The sequence below is a fragment of the Bradyrhizobium sp. 199 genome (assembly GCF_023073355.1).
Classification (GTDB): Bacteria; Pseudomonadota; Alphaproteobacteria; order Rhizobiales; family Xanthobacteraceae; genus Bradyrhizobium.
In genome coordinates, this window is the sequence record NZ_JADPJI010000011.1 from 178,072 (window position 1) to 199,251 (window position 21,180).

A 21,180-nucleotide genomic window follows, 5' to 3' on the forward strand; every position below is an offset into this window, starting at 1 on the left:
TCTCAAGGGCGGGCGTCGTCGCCCCGTTCCGTTATCCGGCATCAAGTTGCGCCGGAGCGCGGCGGCGCTAGTATCGCGATAAAGCCGCTTCAAAGGCGCGGCGCGGGCGAGAAAACGATAGCTAATTGCAGTGATTGCGCGCACGGTGCGCCAATGTTGGAAAGTCCGGTCGTCCCTGCGTACACGCGGCGCCATGACCAAGCGCGCGGGACGTGAAACGGCTCATTCCTCACACCTGCGGAGCCTGCTCATCACGCCATCGTAGCGGCGCTTGTTGCGCTTATTGCCGGTTCGCGCAGGCGAGCCGGACGCGCCAGGCGCATGCCTGCGGATGCCTGATAGTTCCACCACAGTTCGATATGAGATCGAACGCCAACCGAAAGCACCTCATGCAAATTCTCTCCCCACGGCACGTCAAGACAGACGAAGCACTCCGGCTCGGCGTGGAGTCGGGCTGGTACGCGATTAAGGTCAGCGGGACCTTTGTCTCGGGCCCGCACGAGTCGGAATCGGATTGCCGTCGAAAGATCGACGAGATTCAGCCGCCGCTGGTGAAAAAGCGATAACAGCGCAGATTCCGGCCACTACGGCGTCTTGATCCCCATTGCCTTCAGCGCTTCCAGCATCTTCACTGGCGGTTCCATCTTGATCTGCGGCGCCTTGCCCATCTCGAGCAGGCTCTTCAATCCGGAGAGGATCGCCGGCCAGCCGGTGCGGCCGCCGGAGAGGATATCGTCGTTGAGCTCGCGGTCGTGCCGTTGGCTCATGGTGAGGCGGACGGCTTCGCCGGCGGGCTCGATCTCGTAAGTGACGAGCGTGGTGCCGAGCTTCTCGACGAGATCGGGCCAGTTGACGTTCCACGTCACCGTCAATTTCTTTGGCGGATCGTATTCGAACACTTCTCCCGAAATGTGCTCGGACCCATCAGGTGCGCGCACGATGAGCTTGCCGCCGAGTTTCGACTCCATCTCAACCGCAAAGCCGGAGAAGTACTCTCGGCTGAACTCCGCCGAGGTCAGCGCTTCCCACACCTTCTCCGGCGTGGAGGCGATGTAGATGGTGTAGACCGTGAGCGGCTTGAATTGATTGAGGTTCATTTTGCATCGAATCCTTTGTTCAAGGCTGCGCGTGGAATGCCAAGCAGCTTGCCGGTCTCGAGCAGGCTCTTGAGCTGGGACAGGATCGCCGGCCAGCCGCTGGAGATGGCGCCGAGATATTGGCCGCCCTCGATGAAGCCGTCATGCAGCACGGTCAAACGCACGAGCGAGCCGAACGGTTCGATGGTGAAGACGACGCGCGAGATCGGCTCGCCCCGGAGTTCTTCGAACTTGTGGTGCTTGAAGCTGTAGGACAGGCGCCGCGGCGGATCGGCTTCCAGGATCTCGCCGGCATCCGTGACTTCGCCGTCCAGCAGGAGCGCGAAGGGCGAGCCGATCTTCCAGTCCGACCTGACCTCGGCGCCGAACCAGTATTGCCTGGTGAACTCGCTCGACGTCAGCGCCTCCCACAATTTTTCAGGCGTGGTCTCGATATAGCTCACATAGACGAATTGCGGCTTACTCATCGCGCTTCTCCAACCGGCGTTTCAACTCGCCGAGCGCGGCGAGCTTGCCGCGCTCAAATTTCTTGATCCAGCGTTCACCGATCTGGTGGATCGGCACCGGATTGAGGTAGTGCAGCTTCTCGCGGCCATGCCTGACGGCGGTGACCAGATTGGCCTCCTCCAGAATCGCAAGGTGCTTGGTCACGGCCTGCCGCGTCATCGCGAGGCCCTCGCAGAGTTCGTTCAGCGTCTGGCCATTCCTGGCGTGAAGCCGGTCCAAGAGCGAGCGTCGCGAGGCATCGGCGAGCGCTTTGAAGACCTCATCCATGGCAGATAATAGGCAACCAAATGGTTGCATGTCAAGCGCACCGTCATTCCGGGCGCGGAGCGCGAACTACGGTGCGCAATGCGCACCTGAGGATCTCGATATTCCGGATAGCCGCTGCGCGGGTTCCGAAATGACAACTTGAGAATCGTGTCTTTGGCGCGCGCAATCGGCCGTGCTAGCTTTTTCATCTCAGCCAACACAGATTGGCTCCGGGAGGACTTTCATGTTCCGTCGCGTTTCACTTGCTGCCGCGCTCGTCGTTTTCGTTTGCAGCACCGCGGCCCAGGCCCAGAAGCAAACCATCGGCGCGCCGCCTGAAGCGTCCAACATGAAGCTCGTCGGCATGAGCGACCTCCAGGCCCGCAGCGCCTATCAGCCGACCATCCATCATCAGGGCGATCGCTGGATCGCCTATATCGGCCATCACGGTGGCACCGATGACGTGCCCGCGCCCGTCAACCCGATCACGGGCAAGGCCGAGCCGAACGGAACGTCGATCGTCGACGTCACAGATCCCGCGCGCCCGAGATATCTGCGGCACCTGCCGGGGCAGGAGGGCAAGTACGAATCCGGCGGGGCGCAGATGGTGCGGATTTGCGAGGGCAAGGCGTTGCCGAAGGGCGATCCCAACGCGGTCTACATGCTCAGGACCTTCGGCAGCGAGGCGCATGAGATCTGGAACGTCACTGATCCCGCCAGTCCGGTACTCATCACGCGCATCGGCGGCTTGAAGGACACGCACAAAAGCTGGTGGGAATGCGACACCGGCATTGCCTATCTCGTCTCGGGCGCGCCGGATTGGCGCACCCGGCGTATGACGCAGGTCTATGATCTCTCCGATCCCGCGCGTCCGCAGAAGATCCGCGACTTCGGCTTGCCGGGTCAGGAGCCCGGCTCGACCGGCGCGGTGCCGACCGAGTTGCATGGGCCGATCTCGACCGGGCCCGACGGCAATCGCGTTTATTTCGGCTACGGCACCAACAAGGGCGGCATCCTGCAGATCGTCGACCGCGACAAGCTCTTGAACGGGGCAAAGGAACCGACGCCGGACAATCTGCGCTATCCCGAGATTGCGCGCATGCCGATGTCCGCCTTCAACGGCGCTCACACCACGTTCCCGATGCTCGACATGCCGATCGCCGAGTTCGCCGAAGACAAGGACGGCAAGACCCGCGACATCGTCATGATCGTGGATGAAGCGATCCTCAACGAATGCGGCGAGGCGCGGCAGATGGTGTGGTTCGCCGACGTCACCACCGAGAGGCGGCCGATGATGATCGCCAGCTACACCGTGCCGGAGGCGAGCGGGCAGTTCTGCCAGCGCGGCGGCCGCTTCGGCTCGCATTCCTCGAACGAGAGCATGGCGCCGGTCTATTACAAGAAGATGGCCTTCATCGCCTTCTTCAATGCCGGCGTTCGCGCGCTCGACATCCGCGATCCGTATCACCCGAAGGAGGTCGGCTACTTCATTCCGTCGATCACTGCGGCCACCGACAAGCGCTGCGTCCCGATCGAGGGCGGCGAGCGCTGCAAGGTCGCAATCCAGACCAACAATGTCGAGACCGACGATCGCGGCTACATCTACATCGTCGACCGCGCCAATACCGGACTGCACGTCCTCGAGTTGACCGGGGCGGCGCGCGCGGCCGCCGGCCTGCCGAAGAACTGACGATGAGGCACGCGGTACTGGCGTTGCTGCAGACGTAGGAGATGAAGGGATAGGTGGGCGCCGCGCTGGACGGACGGTGAGTGTCATGCATTAATACCTCCAAACCGCAGCGAGTCCCTCCATCATGTCCATGCAAGCCTATCTCGCCTTCGTCGCCGCCTGCATCGCGCTGGCGCTGCTGCCGGGGCCGATCGTCACCCTCGTCATCGCCAACGGCCTGCGCCACGGCACGCGTGCCGCGCTGACCAACGTTGCCGGTGCGCAAGCCGGGCTTGCCATCGTCATCGGCATCGTCGCGATCGGCCTGACCTCGCTGATGTCGACCATGGGCTACTGGTTCGACTGGGTGCGCTTTGCCGGCGCCGCTTATCTGGTCTGGCTCGGCATCAAGCTGATCTGGGCGCCGGTCGAGGGCGTCGATGTCGACGCACCGCCTCCGCCGCCGCGCGGCGGGTTCTTCCTGCAAGGATTCCTGGTGCTGCTGTCGAACCCGAAGGTGCTGGTGTTCTTCGGCGCCTTCATCCCGCAGTTCATGGACATGAACCAGCCGCATTTCCCGCAGGTCGCGCTGCTGGGCGCGACCTTCATGGTCACCGCTGTCCTGACTGATGCGCTCTACGCCATCGCCGCCGGGCGCGCGCGAAAATTCTTCTCGGCGCGCCGCACGCGCCTGATGTCGCGCATCTCCGGCGGCTTCATGATCGGCGGCGGCATCTGGCTGGCGCTGACCCGGGCGAAATAACCGCCATTGGGCTGGTTGGCCTTGAACCCTTTGCGGCGGCGATGCGTCCAATCGGGCATTGCCGCTGACGAAGGAATTCGGCCGTGCCTGATCTGCCCTGGTTCGTCTATGCGATGCTGCTGGCGCCGCTCGGGCTGCTATTGATCGCGGCCGTTGTGAAGACCTGGCAGGTGCGCGAGGCGCGCAACTGGCCGCAAGCGCCAGGCAAAGTCGTCACCTCGGTTGCAGAGCTGCGCGAGATCAGGGTCTCCGACAGCGACCGCGAGGACGGCTATCGCCTCGAGAAACGCAATTTTGCGAACGTGACTTACGAATATGCGGTCGGCAGCCGCAAGCTGCGCTATAACCGCATCTCGATCGGCGAGGATCTCGGCAATTTCGAGGTCGCCGAGAAGCTCGCAAAGTATCCCGCCGGCAGCATCGTCACCGTCTACTACAATCCACGCCATCCCGATCAGGCTGTGCTCGAGCGCGACCTGCCCAAGGGTCTGTGGGGCTGCCTCGGCATCGGCACGGCCATCGTGCTTGGCATCGTGTTCGGCTCGGCGTTCGGGCTCAACCAGACTTATGCGTACCTCGCGCACCACATCGCCCGGCCCGATCTCGCGGGCCTCGCCGTCGGCCTCGGCGCGTTCGGCCTCGTTATCGCGCTGATGGGCTATGGAGTGCGACGGCAGGCGTCGATGGCGGCGCGCTGGCCGGTGGTGCGGGGCACGCTCAAGCTGTCGCCACTCGAGCAATATTACGAGGCCAGCGAGCCGGGCGAGCGCCGCGGCACCGAAATGTTCGGCAAGCGCGTGACGTATACCTATCGCTATCAGAACGTCAGCTACACCAATGAATGCGCGCGCGTTGCGGCCGGGACGTCCGCTGCGATGCTGAAGAAGCTCGTGTCGCGCTACCGGGACGGCGCGACCGTCGAGGTTCGCGTCAATCCCGACAATCCGGCCGAGGCAACGCTCGACGCAAACGGCGCCGGCCGCATCGCCTGGCTGCTGTGGGGCATCGGCGGCATCTTCGCCGCGCTCGCGCTGTTCGTCGCGACGCGGGGCTAATCGACCAACAACTCGGCCCTCAGCTCCGTCTCGATCTCCGCAAGAATCCTGGCCAGCCGTTCGGCCCATCGCTGTTGGCCGGACTGGTCGGCGATGAGATCCTGCCGGATCTCGATGCCGGTGTTGACGAGGCCGCGTCCCTCGCCGTGCACGGGAATGGTGTAGTCGGTGAGATCGTTCACTGCATAGGGCTCGTTGTCGCCGACGACGAGATCGCTGTCGATGCGAAGATGTCTCAGCAGTAGCCGCGGCAGCACGGTGTCGCGGTTGTACAGCGTACCGACGTGCCAGGGCCGCGCGACGCCGGCATAAACCGGGGTGAAGCTGTGCAGCGACACCAGCACCGTCGGCCGCCCGGCGTGCAGGCGGCTGCTGATCGCGGCATCGATGCGATTATGATAGGGCTCGAAGATCTCGCGCCGCCGCGCCTCGCGCTGCCATTCCGAAATGCCTTCGTTGCCCGGGATCGCGGTGGCCTCGGAGATGACCGGGATCGAGCTTATCGCTTTGGGCGGGCGGTTGCAGTCGATCACGAGCCGCGAATAGCGCTGCGCGATCAGATGCGCATCCAGCAGCTTGGCGAGCCGCTCGGCGACGCCGGCGATGCCGATGTCCCAGGCGATGTGCCGCGTCATCTCGCTCGCCGCGACGCCGAGATCGCCGAGCGCGCGCGGCAGCACCCGCCCGTAGTGATCCGAGGTAAGCAGGAAGCGCGATTGTCCTTCCGCATTCGCCTCATGCACCGGCGGAATGTCGCCCTCACCGAGCAGTTGATCGGCCGCATCGGCGGTGTGCTGGTCCATCCTGATTGCCTATGAAACGATAATTTGTGTAAACGGAGTAACGATATTGCACCGATGTCGCAACATTAGAACAGCATGATCTCCGATCGCCTCTTCGTTTACGGCACCCTGATGCGCGGCTTCGACCATCCGATGGCGCGGCTGCTGGCGGGGCATGCCGATTTTCTGGGCGAAGCGACCTGCCGCGGCCAGCTCGTGCTGGTGACGCATTATCCGGGATTGCTGCTGTCGGAGGCGGCCTCCGACATCGTCCATGGCGAACTGTTTCAGCTGCGCGCGCCCGACGAGCTCCTGGGCGAGCTCGACATGTACGAGGCGTGCGGCGAAGGCTTTCCCGAGCCGACCGAATATCTGCGCCGGCTGATCGATGTGACGCGCGCGGACGGTGCCGTCGAGAAGGCCTGGACCTATGTCTACAACTGGCCGGTCACCGATCTGCCGCTCATCGAGTCCGGGCGCTTTCTCGAGCACTAAGCCGATAGCACTTCCTTCACCACGCGCACGTCGACTTCGTGCTCGACATAACTCCACTCCTCGGTCTGCCTGAGCATCGCTACCAGCTCCTCGAACAGCGAGGCGTGCGCGGGGGCGAATTCGAACCAGGTCAGGAAGTCGAAGGGGCCGCCGAGGTCGCGGCAATGATAGAGCTGGCGCGCGATGGCGGGCAGGTAGCGCATGCTGCTCGCGATGTGATGCGATCTGTCCTCGAAGATCTTGCGCCGCTCTTCCTGTGTCAGCTCCCACCAGGCCTGCGACTTGCGGATCGGGATCAGCGCCGCGCTGGTTGCCTCGATCCGGCCGAGCCCGGCCTGCACGGCCACGAGCTGCTGCTTCTCGGCCCGCTCGGTGTAGCGCAAGCTGCTGGCGACGCCGACCAGCCGCCACGCATTGCGCGAAGGCACCAGCGGCAACGAGACGGCCTCGCTGTCGGTCACCGACAGCGCCGGCACGAAGGGCAGGGGCTCGCCCGTCACTGCTGACACCGAGGTCACCCGCCAGCCCCCGCTCTGGCCGCCTCGAAAGGTCCTGAACATGGCCCCATGGAAGCGTGGAACCGGGCGCCGTTCAAGCTTTTCCCGTCATTCCGGGGCGCCCCGGGCTCGCGCTGCGCGCCCCGGAATGACGGAGAGGCCTGTGAACAGCGCGTATAATCCTGACAAACCTGACTTTTAGGCTCGTCGTCCCTATATCCGTGATCCCCAGCCCGACTCACACAGTTCGCGCTAGACAGGCCTCATGCGCTTCACACCCCAATTCCTCGACGAGCTTCGTGCCCGGCTTTCGGTTTCCGAAGTCGTGGGCAAGCGCGTGAAGTTGAAGAAGGCGGGGCGGGAGTGGAAGGGGCTGTCGCCGTTCCAGCAGGAGAAGACGCCGTCCTTCTACGTCAACGACCAGAAGGGTTTTTACCACGACTTCTCCTCCGGTAAGCACGGCGACATCATCAGCTTCATGATGGAGACCGACGGCTTGCCGTTCGCCGAGGCCGTCGAGCGGCTCGCCAGCATGGCCGGCTTGGCGCTGCCGGCGGTGACGCCCGATGCGGCGCGCCAGGAGCAGCGGCGCCGCACGCTGCATGACGTCATGGATCTCGCCGCGACCTATTTCGCGGAAACGCTGGCCTCGCGCGTCGGCGCGAAAGCGCGCGGCTACCTCGCCGACCGCGCCATCTCGCCGGCGACGCAATTGCAGTTCCGCCTCGGCTATGCCTCGCCCGATCGCTTCGCGCTGAAGGAGCATCTCGGCAAGCTGGGCATCTCCGTCGAAGACATGGTCGAGACCGGATTGCTGGTGGCCGGCGACGACATTCCCGTTCCCTACGACCGCTTCCGCGACCGCGTGATGTTTCCGATCACGGATCTGCGCGGCCGCGTCATCGCCTTCGGCGGGCGCGCGCTGGAGAAGGACGTTCCGGCCAAATATCTGAACTCGCCGGAGACCCCGCTCTTCCACAAGGGCGATAATCTCTACAACCACCAGACCGCGCGCAAAGCCACCCATGACGGCAGCGTGCTGGTCGTGGTCGAGGGCTATGTCGACGTCATCGCGATGGTGACCGCGGGCTTTGCAGGCAGCGTCGCGCCGCTCGGCACCGCGCTCACCGAAAGCCAGCTGGCGCTGCTCTGGAAGATGGCGGACGAGCCGATCCTCTGCTTCGACGGCGACCGCGCCGGGCAGAAGGCAGCCTATCGCGCCGCCGATCTCGCACTGCCCTTCCTCGCACCCGGAAAGAGTCTTCGTTTCGCGCTGCTGCCCGAGGGGCAGGACCCCGACGATCTCGCACGCTCCGGTGGCCGCGGCGCGATCGAGGAGGTGATCGGAGCTGCCCGTCCGCTCGCCGACATGATCTGGTCGCGCGAGCTCGAAGGCGGCAATTTCGCCACTCCCGAGCGCCGCGCCGCGCTGGAAGCGCGCATCAAGGAGCTCACCAACGGCATCCGCGACGAGGTGGTGCGGCGCTATTACCGCGACGAATTCGTCGAGCGGCTGCAGCGCGCCTTTGCCCCGGAAGGCGGGCGCGGCGGCTTCGGCGGCCGGGGCAATTTCCGCCAGGGTGGCGGCGGCCGCCAATTCCAGCCCAGGGGCGGAGCAGGCGCGAATCGGTTCGGCGGCCAGGGATTCGGTGGCCAAGGATTCGGAGGCCAAGCATTCGGCGGGCGGCGCGGTCCGCCCGGCCCCGCCCCGCTACCTTCGGGCCCCTACCAGGCGGCGAGCCCCCAGCTGGCAGCAAGCCCGATCATGAAGGGCCAGCGCAGCGCCATCTCCCGCCGGGAGGCCCTGATCCTTCAAAGCCTGATCAACCACCCCTGGCTGCTGCACGATCATCTCGAAGAGGTCGCGGCGCTGGAGCTGGCCCACCCCGAGGCCCACAAGCTCAGGGCCGGCATCATCGCCGCCTTCGCCAACGACCATCACCACTCTCCGGACCCCGGCGAGCTCGCCGAGAAGATGCGCAGCGATCTCGATAAGGGTGGATTTTCACAGGTTCTTCAAAGGGTTGAGAGCGGTATCACGACCGCGGCGGTGTGGGGCGCCCGCGAAGGCGCGGCAAGGGACGACGTTCTCTCCACCTGGCATCAGCTGGTTGCCTTGCATCGGCAATGGCATTCACTACTTAGAGAGCTGAAGGACGCCGAGCTGGCCTTGGGAGAGGATCCCAGCGAGGCCAATTTGGCGTGGCTGCGTGACGTCAAGGCTCGGATAGGCGAAGTCGACGGCACCGAAGCCCTGATCGAGGGGTTTGGCGAGCTGTCGGGCCGGTTCCAGAAGAGCGTGTGATGAAAGAATCATGCGGACGGCCGGGACCGGAACCGCTAAAAGACTCGCCAAATCCGAGGTTTGGCGACAAAAACAGGGTTAATCGAGGCTTAACGGTCTTGTAGCACTTTGGCCCCGAGGCGGCCGCAGGCAGAACAGACGCGTCAGGAATGAATCCGCGCAATCGCTGTTGGCACTACACCTGCATCCGCTGCGACAAAGAAGCTGACGAAGCGTTAGGCAATTCCGGCGAGAGAGAGTTGGGGGTGGCGAGAGACATGCGCGCCGCCCTTTCCGTGTCGAGAGATGCCGAAGCGAGAGCGTCGGGCAACAGGTTCATGTGAATTCACGCGGACGCGGCGAGCCGTCTGCATGAAGCGCGTTTAGGAGCAATGGATGGCCACCAAGGCAAAGACGCTGCAGGCGAAGGACAAGGAAAAGGACGACAAGGCAGCGGATGCGCCGGAGAAGGACTCCCAGGACGCGCCCTCGCCGTTGCTCGATCTGTCCGACGCGGCCGTGAAGAAGATGATCAAGCAGGCCAAGAAGCGCGGCTTCGTGACCTTCGATCAGCTCAACGAAGTCCTGCCGTCCGACCAGACCTCGCCCGAACAGATCGAGGACATCATGTCGATGCTCTCGGACATGGGCATCAACGTCACCGAAGCCGACGATAGCGATGGCGAGGAGGAGAAGGACGAGGGCGGCGAGGACGAGACCGACAACGAGCTCGTCGAAGTCACCCAGAAGGCCGTCACCGAGGTCAAGAAGAGCGAGCCGGGCGAGCGCACCGACGATCCCGTGCGCATGTATCTGCGCGAAATGGGCACGGTCGAGCTGCTCTCCCGCGAAGGCGAAATTGCCATCGCCAAGCGCATCGAGGCCGGCCGCGAGGCGATGATCGCAGGGCTGTGCGAAAGCCCGCTGACTTTTCAGGCCATCATCATCTGGCGCGACGAGCTCAACGAAGGCAAGATCTTCCTCCGCGACATCATCGATCTCGAAGCCACCTATGCCGGCCCTGATGCCAAGGCCGGCATGAACAATGCCATGATCGCCGGTCCCACCGGCGAGAACGGCGAGGCGGCCGCTGAGGGCGGCCAGGCCGCCGCGGCAGGCGGCGCCCCCGCGCATGTCGCGCCTCCGGCTGCACCGCCCGCGCCCACTCCGTTCCGCGCCGCGCCTGCGCCCGGCAACGCCGGCGAAGCCGCGAAGGATCCGGGCGAGTCCGCCGCCGAAGCCGACATGGACGAGGACGACGAGTTCGAGAACCAGATGTCGCTTGCGGCGATCGAGGCCGAGCTCAAGCCGAAGGTGGTCGAGATCTTCGACAAGATCGCCGACAGCTACAAGAAGCTGCGCAAGCTTCAGGAGCAGGACATCCAGAACCAGCTCGATAGCAGCACGCATGGGCCTTCGCTCTCGCCGCCGCAGGAGCGCAAATATCGCAAGCTCAAGGACGAGATCATCGTCGAGGTGAAGTCGCTGCGCCTCAACCAGGCGCGTATCGACTCACTGGTCGAGCAGCTCTACGACATCAACAAGCGCCTCGTCTCGCACGAGGGCCGCCTGATGCGCCTTGCCGACAGCCATGGCGTCGCGCGCGAGGACTTCTTACGCAACTACACCGGCTCGGAGCTTGATCCGCGCTGGCTCAACCGTGTCTCCAAGCTTTCGGCCAAGGGCTGGAAGAACTTCGTCCACCACGAGAAGGACCGCATCAAGGACCTCCGTCACGAGGTGCATCAGCTCGCGGCGCTGACCGGTCTTGAGATCATCGAGTTCCGCAAGATCGTGCACTCTGTGCAGAAGGGCGAGCGCGAGGCACGCCAGGCCAAGAAGGAGATGGTGGAAGCCAACCTCCGTCTCGTGATCTCGATCGCCAAGAAGTACACCAACCGCGGCCTGCAGTTCCTCGACCTGATCCAGGAAGGCAACATCGGCCTGATGAAGGCGGTCGACAAGTTCGAGTATCGCCGCGGCTACAAGTTCTCGACCTACGCCACGTGGTGGATCCGGCAGGCGATCACCCGTTCGATTGCGGACCAGGCCCGCACCATCCGCATCCCCGTGCACATGATCGAGACGATCAACAAGATCGTGCGCACGAGCCGCCAGATGCTCAACGAGATCGGCCGCGAACCGACCCCGGAGGAGCTCGCCGAGAAGCTCGGCATGCCCCTGGAGAAGGTCCGCAAGGTCCTCAAGATCGCCAAGGAGCCGCTGTCGCTGGAGACGCCGGTCGGTGACGAAGAGGATTCACACCTCGGCGATTTCATCGAGGACAAGAACGCGATCCTGCCCATCGACGCCGCGATCCAGTCCAACCTACGCGAGACCACGACTCGCGTGCTGGCCTCGCTCACCCCGCGCGAAGAACGCGTGCTGCGCATGCGCTTCGGCATCGGCATGAACACCGACCACACGCTGGAAGAAGTGGGACAGCAGTTCAGCGTGACGCGCGAGCGTATTCGTCAGATCGAGGCCAAGGCGCTGCGCAAGCTGAAGCATCCGTCGCGGTCGCGGAAGCTGCGGAGCTTCCTGGATAATTGATTCAGGCGTGCCCGGACCAGATCCAGGCATCCATCCAAACGAAAACGGCGGGCCCGAGGCCCGCCGTTTTTGTTTGTGCCGACGCTTCGCGTGCCGCCCGCAAAGCCTACTTCTTCTTCACCCCGACCCGCTCGAGCCGCTTGATCTCCAGCGCGGGCTTGCCCGACTTTTCCGCGATCTCGCGGTCCTGCTCCATGATGAAGGCGCGGGCGGGTTCGTCGCCGTCGAGGCCGCCGAGGAGCTCGGCGGGCACGCGGCGGTTGGAGCGCTGCGAATCGTCTTCATAGACGACGTTGAAAAAGGCGAATTCGCCTTTGGGATTGGTTCCGGGTTTCTTGGCCATGGCGGGCTTTTCGTCGATAAGCACGCCTTAGTCAAATGACTTGGAGGCCCGTCTTGGCGCCTCCCCCTGAGGGGCAGATAGGCCTGGCCGCTATTCTTCGTGCGGGATGATCCGGCCGGCGGGATGGGGCGCCAGGGCGCTTGCCGTCGGCGGATTGAAGCTCGCGCGACGCGCTTGACCTGAGGTTGATCCTGGAGGAGCATGAAGCCTTCAATTGCGGCGCTGCATGCGGGCGCGCGCGATCCCGGCACGGTCAATCGGCAGCGCGAGACCGTCCTCGGCGCTTTGCACGGGCTGCTATCGGCAGAGCGCGAGCTTCAGGATTGAAGGCGGGCTTCGAAGGGCTGGAGAAGAAGTTGGCGCCGGAGTGACCGAGCTCGCCTCCGCGACGCCGACCGCGCCAATTGCCCGCGTGTTTGATGCAAGCATCTTTGGGGAGATGACGATGACCATCTTGGAATCCGTTGCGGATAGTCAGGCCAAATGGTCGGCCACCGCGAATGGGATGAGATCGACAATCGACCGCGCGCGCTGGTGCGTCTTCGCATTGTCTTCGCTCGGCGCAGTATTGGCGGCAGTGGCGAGCCAGCTGCAGGACGGAAATGCCAATCTCCGCACCTTTGTCGCGATCACGGCGGCGTTATGCCTCGCATTCGCAACCTTCTTCACGCACCGCTTGCTCGGTCCCGATCGTATCGCCGCCTGGGTTCGCGCCCGCGCAATCTCGGAACGCCTGAAACGCGAGGCGTACCGATACGCGACGAAGGCTGCGCCCTACGACGACCCGGTCAAAGCGGATGTCGTTCTCGGTGCCGAGCTTCAGAAGATCGATGAAGACGCCAAGGAATTGCTCGAGCAGCAAATCCCGGCCAAGGACCAGGGATCGTCGCCGCGCGTTTTTCTTGGGATCGATGAATATCTGGCGAGGCGGGCCAACAAACAGATCGCATACTATGAGGACCGGGCCAAGGAGTACCAGACGAGGGCGTGGCGGCTCAGGTCCCTGGAGCTGGCTTTCGCGGCAGCGGCGACGCTGCTCACGGCCGTTGCCAGCGTGGTGGCCAAGCCCATTATTCTGGGCATCCCTTTCGATCTCGCCGCGCTGACGGCCGTGCTCACGACGCTCGGCGGCGCCGTCATCGCCCATATCGAGGCGGAGCGTTATAGCTTTCTCGTGGTGACGTATCGGGCAACTGCGTTGCAGGTGCAGCGACGCGTGGACGGCGCGAAAGAGCCGCTGTCGGACTTCGTCAACGACTGCGAGAACATTTTGGCCGCGGAGAACGCATCCTGGATCGCGAAACAGACCAAGTGAGTTCGATGTCGCGCTGCAACTCGCGCGGGCCTCAATAGACGGCGGGCCGAAGCCCGCCGTCTATTTTTGGTCTTCAGCATCGCCCGGGGCTGGCGGGGCGACAACCTAGAATAGAAGGCTACAGAAGGCGCGCCGTGATGGCAAGGCAAATCGGGGCGGCGTTGATGTCGCAGCGGGCGCTTCTGATATGCGCCGGTCGAGATGTGCGACGTGGAACCACATCGAAGCAATTGTTCGGATTGTAAACCAACTTGTTCATCTGCGATGCAGCGCGTGCTGTGCGCGCTGTGTCATAGCTGCGCGAGTCTGCACGTCTTCCCGGCTGCATGCGGATAATGTGATCCGATGTGCGGCAAGCGGGTTCCGTCGCCGCGCGTATCTCAACGCGTGCGCCGCGCCGCCGCCTGCACGGCGATCCGCGATCCGTGTCCGCCGCCTTTGCCGCTGTCCTCCTTGCGTCCCTGCGCCGCGATCGCGCTGCCCATCGCGGCCGAGCCGAAAGATGAGCAGGAGGCGAGCAACAAAGATGAGGGCAATAGAGGAGGGCGCCGCGCGAGTGCTCAATCCCCACTTAGCTCCGATCGTTGCGTGAGACCGTTTGATGCGGATCAAGCTGCCGCTTTGACGCTTGCTTCGTTCCCGGGCATGATCCGCGCACTGCTTCGCGCAAGTTTTTTGGGGGATTGCTCCACATGCTGAGACTGCTTCTCGCCGCCGCCTTCGTCATTGGTCTGACCGGCGGATCGGCGCAGGCCGCGCGCTGCGGCGGCGATTTCAACAGCTTCGTCGCCACCATGGCCCAGGAAGCGCAAGCGGCCGGCGTCTCGGCGAGCGTGACCAACGCGGCGCTCTCCGGCGTCGCTCCCGACGGCGCGGTGCTCGCCTTCGACCGGCGCCAGCGCCACACGTTCAATAAGAGTTTTGAGCAGTATGTCTCGACCCGCGTCGGCCCGGGCCGCATCAATGGCGGCCGCGCGCTCTTGCAGCGCCACGCCGCGCTGCTTTCGCGCATCGAGCAGCAGTTCGGCGTGCCGCGCTATATCCTGGTCGCGATCTGGGGCCTGGAGAGCGATTTCGGCAAGGGCGACATCGGCAAGATGCCGGTGGTCCGCACGCTGGCAACCCTCGCGCATGATTGCCGCCGCACTGAGCTGTTCCAGGGCGAGCTGCTCGCCGCCCTCAAGATCGTCCAGCGCGGCGACCTGCCGCTGCGCGACCTCATCGGCGCCTTCGCCGGCGAGATCGGTCAGACCCAGTTCCTGCCGTCGTCCTACATCAAATACGGCGTCGATTTCGACGGCGACGGCCATGTCGATCTCCGCCACAGCGTCCCCGACGTGCTCGCCTCGACCGCGAACCTGCTGCATACCAGCGGCTTCAAGATGGGCCAGCCCTACGGCGAAGGCACGCCGAATTTCGAGGCGATGCGCGAGTGGAATAGGGCGGTGATCTACCGCAAGACGATCGGCTATTTCGCCGACCGGCTGGCGGGGCAGTGAGGGCGGCTGGTAGCCCCGATCGTCATTGCGAGCGCAGCGAAGCAATCCAGAATCTCTCCGCGGAAACGGTCTGGATTGCTTCGTCGCAAGAGCTCCTCGCAATGACGAGGTGAGAGTGGCGCGCGATCGCCCCCGGCCTTCGCCGGGACGACGTTGAGAGTGAGGGGGCGCTGTCGTACCGCGCGGCTAGGTCCCCTTCGCCATCCTCTCCAGCTTGCGCTGCAGCGGCGCCCAGTAACTTCCCGGGCGGAAGCGCTGCAACAGGTCCATGAAGCGGGCGTCGTTGCCGATCAGGATGCGGGGCTCGTTCTTTTCGATGCCCTTGATGATGCGCAGCGCGGCATCTTTCGGAGTGGTCTTGGCCGCGTTCTCGAACCGCTCGATCGACTGCGCGCGGCGGGCATTGTCGGTGATGGCGACGCCGGTGCGGGAGTTGCGCGCGATCGCAGTGGCGACGCCGCCGGGATGCACGACCGACAGCTTGACGGGGCTGCCCGCCAAGACGAGCTCATGCCGCACGCTCTCGGAAAAGCCGCGCACCGCGAATTTCGCCGCAGCATAGGCCGACTGGCCCGGCGGGGCGATGATGCCGAAGATCGAGGAGAGGTTGACGATGTGCGCCTCCGGTCTCGTCTTCAGATGCGGCAGGAAGGCGCGCGTGCCGTGCACCACGCCCCAGAAATTGATGTCGAACAGCCAGTCCATCTGCGCCTGGTCGATCTCCTCGAACGAGCCCATCAGCGCCACGCCGGCATTGTTGACGACGAGGCCGAGCGCGGGATGCGCTGCTATCGCCTCGGCTGCGAACTTCATGATGTCGCCCGCCTCGCCAACGTCGACGCGGTGCAGGCTGATCTTGCGCGTTGCCCCGATCTCCGCAGCGAGGCTCTTTAGCCCGGCCTCGTCGCGATCGGCCAGCGCGAGATCGCAGCCACGCTGCGCAAGCTCGACGGCCAGCGCGCGGCCGATGCCGCTGGCGGCTCCCGTGATGGCGGCGGCGCCGCGAATCGCAGTCATGATGTCCCCCGTCAAGCCGTCGGTCGTGGAACTATGATTTACATTTTTTCAGAATGGAACCGAACCGCAGGCGAGTTGGCTCCTTAACATACGTTACGCAAGCAAGCATTGGGAGATGCTGATGGGACAAGCACAACCATTTCGTGCGACAGCGCTGATCGTCGAGGATGACGTCATGCAGCGGGAGATGCTGACTCTGCTGCTGGAAGAGAGCGGCTATCAGGTCATCCAGTGCGAGAGCGCCGAGGCCGCCGAGCGCGTGCTCGACAAGAGCGCCGGCGCGCTCTGTCTGATGATGACCGACGTCCAGCTTGCCGGCCGCATGAACGGGGTCGAGCTCGCGCACGTGGCCAAGGACCGCAATCCCAGGCTCGACGTGGTCGTCACCTCCGGCCGCCCCCTGATGCAGCCCTTGCCCACGGGCGCCAAGTTCTGGGCCAAGCCGTGGGCACCACTCGACGTTCTGCGCGAGGCCGAGATCGCGCAGCTGTCTTGAAGGTGACGCCCGGACGGCCGGCTTTCATGCCGCGAGGCGGGCTGATAAGCTCCGCCCATGTCCTGGTCCTTCCTGCTCACCTCGCTGATCGTCGTCGCCTCGCCCGGCACCGGCGTGCTCTATACGCTCGCCGCGGCGCTCACCCGCGGCTCACGCGCCAGCGTCGCCGCGGCCTTCGGCTGCACGCTCGGGATCGTGCCGCACATGTGTGCTGCGATGCTCGGCCTTGCCGCGGTGCTCCACACCAGCGCACTCGCCTTCGCCGCCTTGAAATGGTGCGGCGTCGGCTATCTGCTCTATATGTCCTGGCAGGCGCTGCGCGAGACTGGGACGCTGGCGGTTGACGGCGAGATCCGCGAGCGTTCGAGCGGTCGCGTCATCGTCACCGGCTTCCTGATCAACATCCTCAATCCAAAGCTGTCGATCTTCTTCCTCGCCTTCCTGCCGCAGTTCATCGCCGCGGACGAAGCCCATGTGCTGGCGCGCATGCTGGAATTGAGCGGGGCCTTCATGGCGATGACCTTTGCCGTGTTCATCGTCTACGGCCTCTGCGCCGCCTCCGTACGCGAGCGCGTCATCTCCCGTCCCGGCGTCATGGCCTGGCTGCGCCGCGGTTTTGCGGCGGGCTTTGCCGCGCTCGGCGCCAAGCTGGCCTTCGCGGAGCGGTAGCATCTTCTTCACGTCTCCCCCTAAGAGCGGGAGAGGGAAAAGCAGCAGCATCGCCAGCCAATAAAAAAGCGGGCCTTGCGCCCGCCACTTCAAACTCGTTGATTCTTCCCGACGCCCGGGCGGAGCAAGGCTCCACCCGGGCAAAGAAAAAGAAGTCTCGTTACTTCTTCTTCGCTGCCTTCTTGGCCTTCTTCTTCGTCGCCTTCTTCGCCTTCTTCGCTTTCTTAGCCATAGGATCCTCTTAAGGGTTAATGGTGAAACGCGACACGAGGGATGCTCGGCGGAGGGCCAGCCTCGCAACATCCTCGATGACAAGCTCAACAGATTCGCGCGCTCCTGCCCCGCGCTGTCACACCTGTGTCATCGCGTTATCCACAGCTCAGATGCAATTTTGGGCGATTTCTATCCGCGCACTCGCATCGTCGGCATGCCTAACGATCCGACAACGGCGCAGGCCTGTTCATGAATCCAAAACCAAAGGCACGCTTTCGCGGACCACAGTGAGATTCCGTTAAGCGCGGCGGCTGCATTGTTCGCGGCAAGAAACGGGGATGGGTCATGGACGGACGGCTGCCAGGGACGGGGAGCGCGAGGCTGCGCGTGCCGCACGCGTCATGCTGAACGTCCCGACATTGTGGACCGTCTTCGTCGTCAACTTCCTGGCGCTCGGCGTGATCTGGGCCTACGTGACGCGGTCCTATCCGAAATTCGCCGCCGCGCGGTTCTGGATGGCGTCGGCCTTCGTCGGCGCGATCGGGGCGATGACGGCGCTGGTCCGCCTGTTCGTTGCATCTCCCCTGCCGCTTCTGCTCGGCGCAGCCGGTGTGATCGCGGCGAGCTGCCTCGCCGCCATGGGCATTCAGCGTTTCTATGACCGGCCGGTTTCATGGCGCTTGATGACAGCGACCGGAGGCTTGAGCCTTGCCGGCGTGGTGGTCTTCATGGTCGGCTTCGATCACATGCAGCTGCGCATGCTCAGCTACACGCTCGGTCAGGCCCTGCCGCTGGTGCTGGCGCTGCGTCTGCTGCTGTCGCCGCCCGAGGGCCGCGTCAGCCCGGGCGCCCGACTGTCCGGCATCGTCATCCTCACCATCATCGCGATCCTCGTTGCCCGCACGATGGGCAATCTGCTCGGTCACGATCTCTCGGCGCGGGCCGGCGGCCAGGCGCATGCCGTCATGGTGCTGGGCTTGCTGTTTCTGTCGATGACGCTCAATTTCGGCTTTCTGCTGATGGCCATGGACCGCCTGCGCGGTGAGGTTGCCGACCTCGCGCTGCTCGACGATCTCACCGGCGTCGCCAACCGGCGGCATCTGCTGCAGCGCCTGACCGAGCAATGCGCCCGCTCCGAGCGCAGCGGTGCGCCGTTCTCGCTGCTGGTGATCGACCTCGACGGCTTCAAGACCATCAACGACACCCACGGCCATGCCGCCGGCGATGCCTGCCTGAAGCACTTCACCCTGATGGCGCAGACGCGCCTTCGGCCCGGCGACATGCTTGCCCGCACCGGAGGCGACGAGTTCTGCGTCGTGCTGCCGTCCTCGTCCTTGCGCGAGGCCGCTGCCATCGCCCGCCGCGTGCTCGAGGTCTGCCGTCAGGATGCCGAGGCGTGCACCGGCGACGAGATTCCGATCGCGATCTCGATCGGCGTCGCGCAGTGGGATCGCGGCATCGGCGCATATCCGGACCGCCTGATGGCCAACGCCGACCACGCGCTCTATGCCGCCAAGAAGAACGGCAAGAACGATTTTGCCGTCTACGATCCGGCGCCGCCGCTGTTGCCCGAGCCGATCGGCCGGGGCCAGGCGGAGCACAAATTCGCCTAGAGCATGGTCCGGAAAAGTGCGCAGCGGTTTTCCGAAAAGATCGTGCTTGAATAACAACCTAAAGAGCGATGGCGATTCATTCCCAATCGCATCGCGCTTTGGAGCCGTGCTAGATCAGGGTCCGTGATTGGATCCGCATGATGTCTCGCCAGCTCGCAGCCGTTCTCGCTGCTCTCTGTTTGATCGCCCCCGCCGTCGCTGGGGACGCCGAGCTGAGAAAACTCGCGCGCGCCTCCGGGACGCCCGACATTCCCGGTCTGAAGATCGTCTGGTTGGCGCCATGGGGCGAGGTCCGCGACGCAAAAGCCTGGCGCAACATCATCGTGCACCAGACCGAAGGGCCGTCGGGCTCGGCACGCGGCGGCGCGCAGGCGCAAGCGAAGGCCCCGAGGCGGCGCGGCGTCACGGTGTGGGTCGAGACCGACGGCACGGTCTATTGGGCGGTCGCGGAAAACCTGGTGCCGACCCATGGCGACGGTGCCAACCGCAACGACAACAAGTACATCGACAACAGATCGACCTACCGCCAGGTCGTGCGCGACAACTCGATCGGCATCGAATTCGCCGGCAATTATCCCGACGTGACGACCGGCCCCACGGAGGCGCAGGTCGCGGCGTGGAAGATCCTCGTCAAGGTGCTGCGCGCGCGCTACGGCATTCCGCCTGACCGCGTCTATGCCCACAACTGGATCGACTACAAGGACGCGCGCTATTGCGAAGGCTGCTGGCTCGCGACCCTGGCGCGGGTGTGGGGGGAATGAGTTGCCTGTCATTCCGCGGTGCCGACTGCGCCACAGCCACCGCTGTCATCGCCCGGTTCAAGCGGGCGATCCAGTATTCCAGGGCCGTGCGTTGAAGATCTCGCCGCTACGACAACCGCTGCGGCGTACTGGAGGCCCCGCCCAAGCCTGGGCATGACACTGAGAGCGGGCTGCGCTGTGCCTCATTCGAACAGAGCATCAGACGCAAAAAAAAGCCGGCGTTGCCGCCGGCTCTTTCGTCTCTTTCGATCCGCCAATCTCTTGCCGCGGAAACGCTGCCCTTAATGCGCGGCTTCCAGCGCGGCCTGTTCGGCCCTTGCGATCGTGCCCTTGACCGCGGACTGCACCTTCTCGAAGGCGCGGACCTCGATCTGGCGGACGCGCTCGCGCGACACACCGAACTCGGCGGCGAGGTCTTCCAGCGTCATCGGCTCATCCGCGAGGCGGCGGGCCTCGAAGATGCGGCGTTCGCGCGGGTTGAGCACGCCCATGGCGCCGTTCAGCGCGTCACGGCGTTCGTCATATTCCTCGTGCTCGGCCAGCATGGCTTCCTGGTTGGGCGTATTGTCGACCAGCCAGTCCTGCCATTCGCCGGCTTCGCCGTCGTCGCGGATCGGCGCGTTGAGCGAGGCATCGCCGCCGAGGCGGCGGTTCATGTCGATCACGTCCTGATCGGTGACGCCGAGGCGCTTGGCAATGATCTTCACCTGGTCGGGGCGCAGATCGCCTTCGTCCAGCGCGTTGATCTTGCTCTTCGCCTTGCGAAGGTTGAAGAACAGCTTCTTCTGGTTCGCGGTGGTGCCCATCTTCACGAGCGACCAGGAACGCAGAATGTACTCTTGAATCGACGCCTTGATCCACCACATCGCGTAGGTGGCGAGACGAAAGCCCTTCTCGGGTTCGAAACGCTTCACCGCCTGCATCAGGCCGACATTGCCTTCCGAGACGACCTCGGAGATCGGCAGGCCGTAGCCGCGATAGCCCATGGCGATTTTGGCCACGAGCCGGAGATGGCTGGTGACAAGTTGGTGCGCCGCGTCGCGATCGTCGTGCTCGCGCCAACGCTTGGCGAGCATGTATTCCTGCTGGGGTTCCAGCATCGGGAACTTGCGGATCTCGGCGAGGTAACGGGAAAGGCCGGATTCTCCATTGAGGACCGGCAAAGCAGCGGTACGGGCCATACTGAAGCCCTCCAAAGGTTCAGGCCCCCGATAGCGGCGGGCCAGGCAGACGACCGCTGTGTTAAAGCCGGTCGTAGCTGCGATGTTCCGCGTTGGTCATTTCCAACGCAGGCGCAATATACCCC

General features: G+C 64.4%; 21 protein-coding genes. 13 read left to right on the plus strand and 8 right to left on the minus strand.

Annotated elements, in window-relative coordinates; all coding sequences use genetic code 11:
* Positions 1-584 precede the first annotated feature (584 nt).
* From IVB28_RS28435 to IVB28_RS28445, 3 genes are read right to left on the minus strand one after another with little or no spacing between them, the layout of a single operon-like run.
* The gene (locus IVB28_RS28435; RefSeq protein WP_247530719.1) at positions 585-1,097 is read right to left on the minus strand and encodes an SRPBCC family protein; all 513 of its coding nucleotides are present in this window, start codon (positions 1,095-1,097) and stop codon (positions 585-587) included.
* The gene (locus tag IVB28_RS28440; RefSeq protein WP_247530721.1) at positions 1,094-1,564 is read right to left on the minus strand and encodes an SRPBCC family protein; all 471 of its coding nucleotides are present in this window, start codon (positions 1,562-1,564) and stop codon (positions 1,094-1,096) included. The genes IVB28_RS28435 and IVB28_RS28440 overlap by 4 nt, the downstream gene beginning before the upstream one ends.
* Positions 1,557-1,871: a metalloregulator ArsR/SmtB family transcription factor gene (locus tag IVB28_RS28445; RefSeq protein ID WP_247530722.1), complete on the minus strand. Its 315-nt coding sequence runs from the start codon at positions 1,869-1,871 to the stop codon at positions 1,557-1,559. Before IVB28_RS28445 ends, IVB28_RS28440 begins: the two co-directional genes overlap by 8 nt.
* 223 nt (positions 1,872-2,094) lie before the next feature.
* On the opposite strand from IVB28_RS28445, the gene IVB28_RS28450 reads away from it, so the two are divergent.
* The 3 genes from IVB28_RS28450 to IVB28_RS28460 all read left to right on the plus strand — a co-directional run bounded on the left by IVB28_RS28450 (position 2,095) and on the right by IVB28_RS28460 (position 5,337).
* A complete protein-coding gene (locus tag IVB28_RS28450; protein ID WP_247530724.1) occupies positions 2,095-3,540 on the plus strand; it encodes a hypothetical protein in 1,446 nt (481 codons plus the stop codon).
* A 124-nt stretch (positions 3,541-3,664) separates the two neighbouring features.
* Positions 3,665-4,282, plus strand: a complete 618-nt coding sequence (locus tag IVB28_RS28455; protein WP_247530726.1) for a LysE family translocator — start codon at positions 3,665-3,667, stop codon at positions 4,280-4,282.
* Positions 4,283-4,365: 83 nt separating this feature from the next.
* Complete coding sequence (locus IVB28_RS28460) at positions 4,366-5,337, plus strand: DUF3592 domain-containing protein (protein ID WP_247530727.1); 972 nt, start codon at positions 4,366-4,368, stop codon at positions 5,335-5,337.
* Here IVB28_RS28460 and IVB28_RS28465 read toward each other — a convergent pair.
* Positions 5,334-6,140: an N-formylglutamate amidohydrolase gene (locus IVB28_RS28465; protein ID WP_247530731.1), complete on the minus strand. Its 807-nt coding sequence runs from the start codon at positions 6,138-6,140 to the stop codon at positions 5,334-5,336. The genes IVB28_RS28460 and IVB28_RS28465 overlap by 4 nt on opposite strands.
* A gap of 75 nt (positions 6,141-6,215) precedes the next feature.
* On the opposite strand from IVB28_RS28465, the gene IVB28_RS28470 reads away from it, so the two are divergent.
* Positions 6,216-6,614, plus strand: a complete 399-nt coding sequence (locus IVB28_RS28470) for a gamma-glutamylcyclotransferase family protein (protein WP_247530733.1) — start codon at positions 6,216-6,218, stop codon at positions 6,612-6,614.
* Here IVB28_RS28470 and IVB28_RS28475 read toward each other — a convergent pair.
* Complete coding sequence (locus IVB28_RS28475; protein ID WP_247530735.1) at positions 6,611-7,174, minus strand: chlorite dismutase family protein; 564 nt, start codon at positions 7,172-7,174, stop codon at positions 6,611-6,613. The genes IVB28_RS28470 and IVB28_RS28475 overlap by 4 nt on opposite strands.
* Before the next feature lie 202 nt (positions 7,175-7,376).
* Between IVB28_RS28475 and dnaG the strand changes: the two genes are divergently transcribed.
* Together dnaG and rpoD are read left to right on the plus strand one after the other, a co-directional pair.
* Positions 7,377-9,416: a DNA primase gene (dnaG, locus tag IVB28_RS28480; RefSeq protein WP_247530737.1), complete on the plus strand. Its 2,040-nt coding sequence runs from the start codon at positions 7,377-7,379 to the stop codon at positions 9,414-9,416.
* 375 nt (positions 9,417-9,791) lie between these two features.
* Positions 9,792-11,948: an RNA polymerase sigma factor RpoD gene (rpoD, locus tag IVB28_RS28485; RefSeq protein WP_247530739.1), complete on the plus strand. Its 2,157-nt coding sequence runs from the start codon at positions 9,792-9,794 to the stop codon at positions 11,946-11,948.
* A 106-nt stretch (positions 11,949-12,054) separates the two neighbouring features.
* Here the strand turns inward: rpoD and IVB28_RS28490 are convergent, their stop codons facing one another.
* Positions 12,055-12,291 (minus strand): hypothetical protein, encoded by a 237-nt coding sequence (locus IVB28_RS28490; protein WP_247530740.1) that lies wholly within the window; start codon positions 12,289-12,291, stop codon positions 12,055-12,057.
* A gap of 201 nt (positions 12,292-12,492) precedes the next feature.
* On the opposite strand from IVB28_RS28490, the gene IVB28_RS29455 reads away from it, so the two are divergent.
* The 3 genes from IVB28_RS29455 to IVB28_RS28500 all read left to right on the plus strand — a co-directional run bounded on the left by IVB28_RS29455 (position 12,493) and on the right by IVB28_RS28500 (position 15,105).
* A complete protein-coding gene (locus IVB28_RS29455; RefSeq protein WP_256467022.1) occupies positions 12,493-12,618 on the plus strand; it encodes a hypothetical protein in 126 nt (41 codons plus the stop codon).
* A gap of 40 nt (positions 12,619-12,658) precedes the next feature.
* On the plus strand, positions 12,659-13,606 hold the full coding sequence (locus tag IVB28_RS28495) for a DUF4231 domain-containing protein (RefSeq protein ID WP_247530742.1): 948 nt from the start codon (positions 12,659-12,661) through the stop codon (positions 13,604-13,606).
* 692 nt (positions 13,607-14,298) lie between these two features.
* The gene (locus tag IVB28_RS28500) at positions 14,299-15,105 is read left to right on the plus strand and encodes a lytic murein transglycosylase (protein WP_247530744.1); all 807 of its coding nucleotides are present in this window, start codon (positions 14,299-14,301) and stop codon (positions 15,103-15,105) included.
* Positions 15,106-15,291: 186 nt separating this feature from the next.
* Here the strand turns inward: IVB28_RS28500 and IVB28_RS28505 are convergent, their stop codons facing one another.
* Positions 15,292-16,122, minus strand: coding sequence for an SDR family oxidoreductase (locus IVB28_RS28505; protein ID WP_247530746.1), 831 nt, complete (start codon positions 16,120-16,122; stop codon positions 15,292-15,294).
* Positions 16,123-16,243: 121 nt separating this feature from the next.
* On the opposite strand from IVB28_RS28505, the gene IVB28_RS28510 reads away from it, so the two are divergent.
* The 4 genes from IVB28_RS28510 to IVB28_RS28525 all read left to right on the plus strand — a co-directional run bounded on the left by IVB28_RS28510 (position 16,244) and on the right by IVB28_RS28525 (position 19,874).
* Positions 16,244-16,618 (plus strand): response regulator, encoded by a 375-nt coding sequence (locus IVB28_RS28510; protein WP_247530748.1) that lies wholly within the window; start codon positions 16,244-16,246, stop codon positions 16,616-16,618.
* Between the two features lie 57 nt (positions 16,619-16,675).
* Complete coding sequence (locus tag IVB28_RS28515) at positions 16,676-17,287, plus strand: LysE family translocator (protein WP_247530750.1); 612 nt, start codon at positions 16,676-16,678, stop codon at positions 17,285-17,287.
* A gap of 614 nt (positions 17,288-17,901) precedes the next feature.
* Positions 17,902-19,113: a GGDEF domain-containing protein gene (locus tag IVB28_RS28520; protein ID WP_247530922.1), complete on the plus strand. Its 1,212-nt coding sequence runs from the start codon at positions 17,902-17,904 to the stop codon at positions 19,111-19,113.
* A gap of 137 nt (positions 19,114-19,250) precedes the next feature.
* On the plus strand, positions 19,251-19,874 hold the full coding sequence (locus IVB28_RS28525; RefSeq protein WP_247530751.1) for an N-acetylmuramoyl-L-alanine amidase: 624 nt from the start codon (positions 19,251-19,253) through the stop codon (positions 19,872-19,874).
* A gap of 281 nt (positions 19,875-20,155) precedes the next feature.
* Here the strand turns inward: IVB28_RS28525 and rpoH are convergent, their stop codons facing one another.
* Complete coding sequence (rpoH, locus tag IVB28_RS28530; protein ID WP_018318222.1) at positions 20,156-21,055, minus strand: RNA polymerase sigma factor RpoH; 900 nt, start codon at positions 21,053-21,055, stop codon at positions 20,156-20,158.
* Positions 21,056-21,180: the final 125 nt, after the last annotated feature.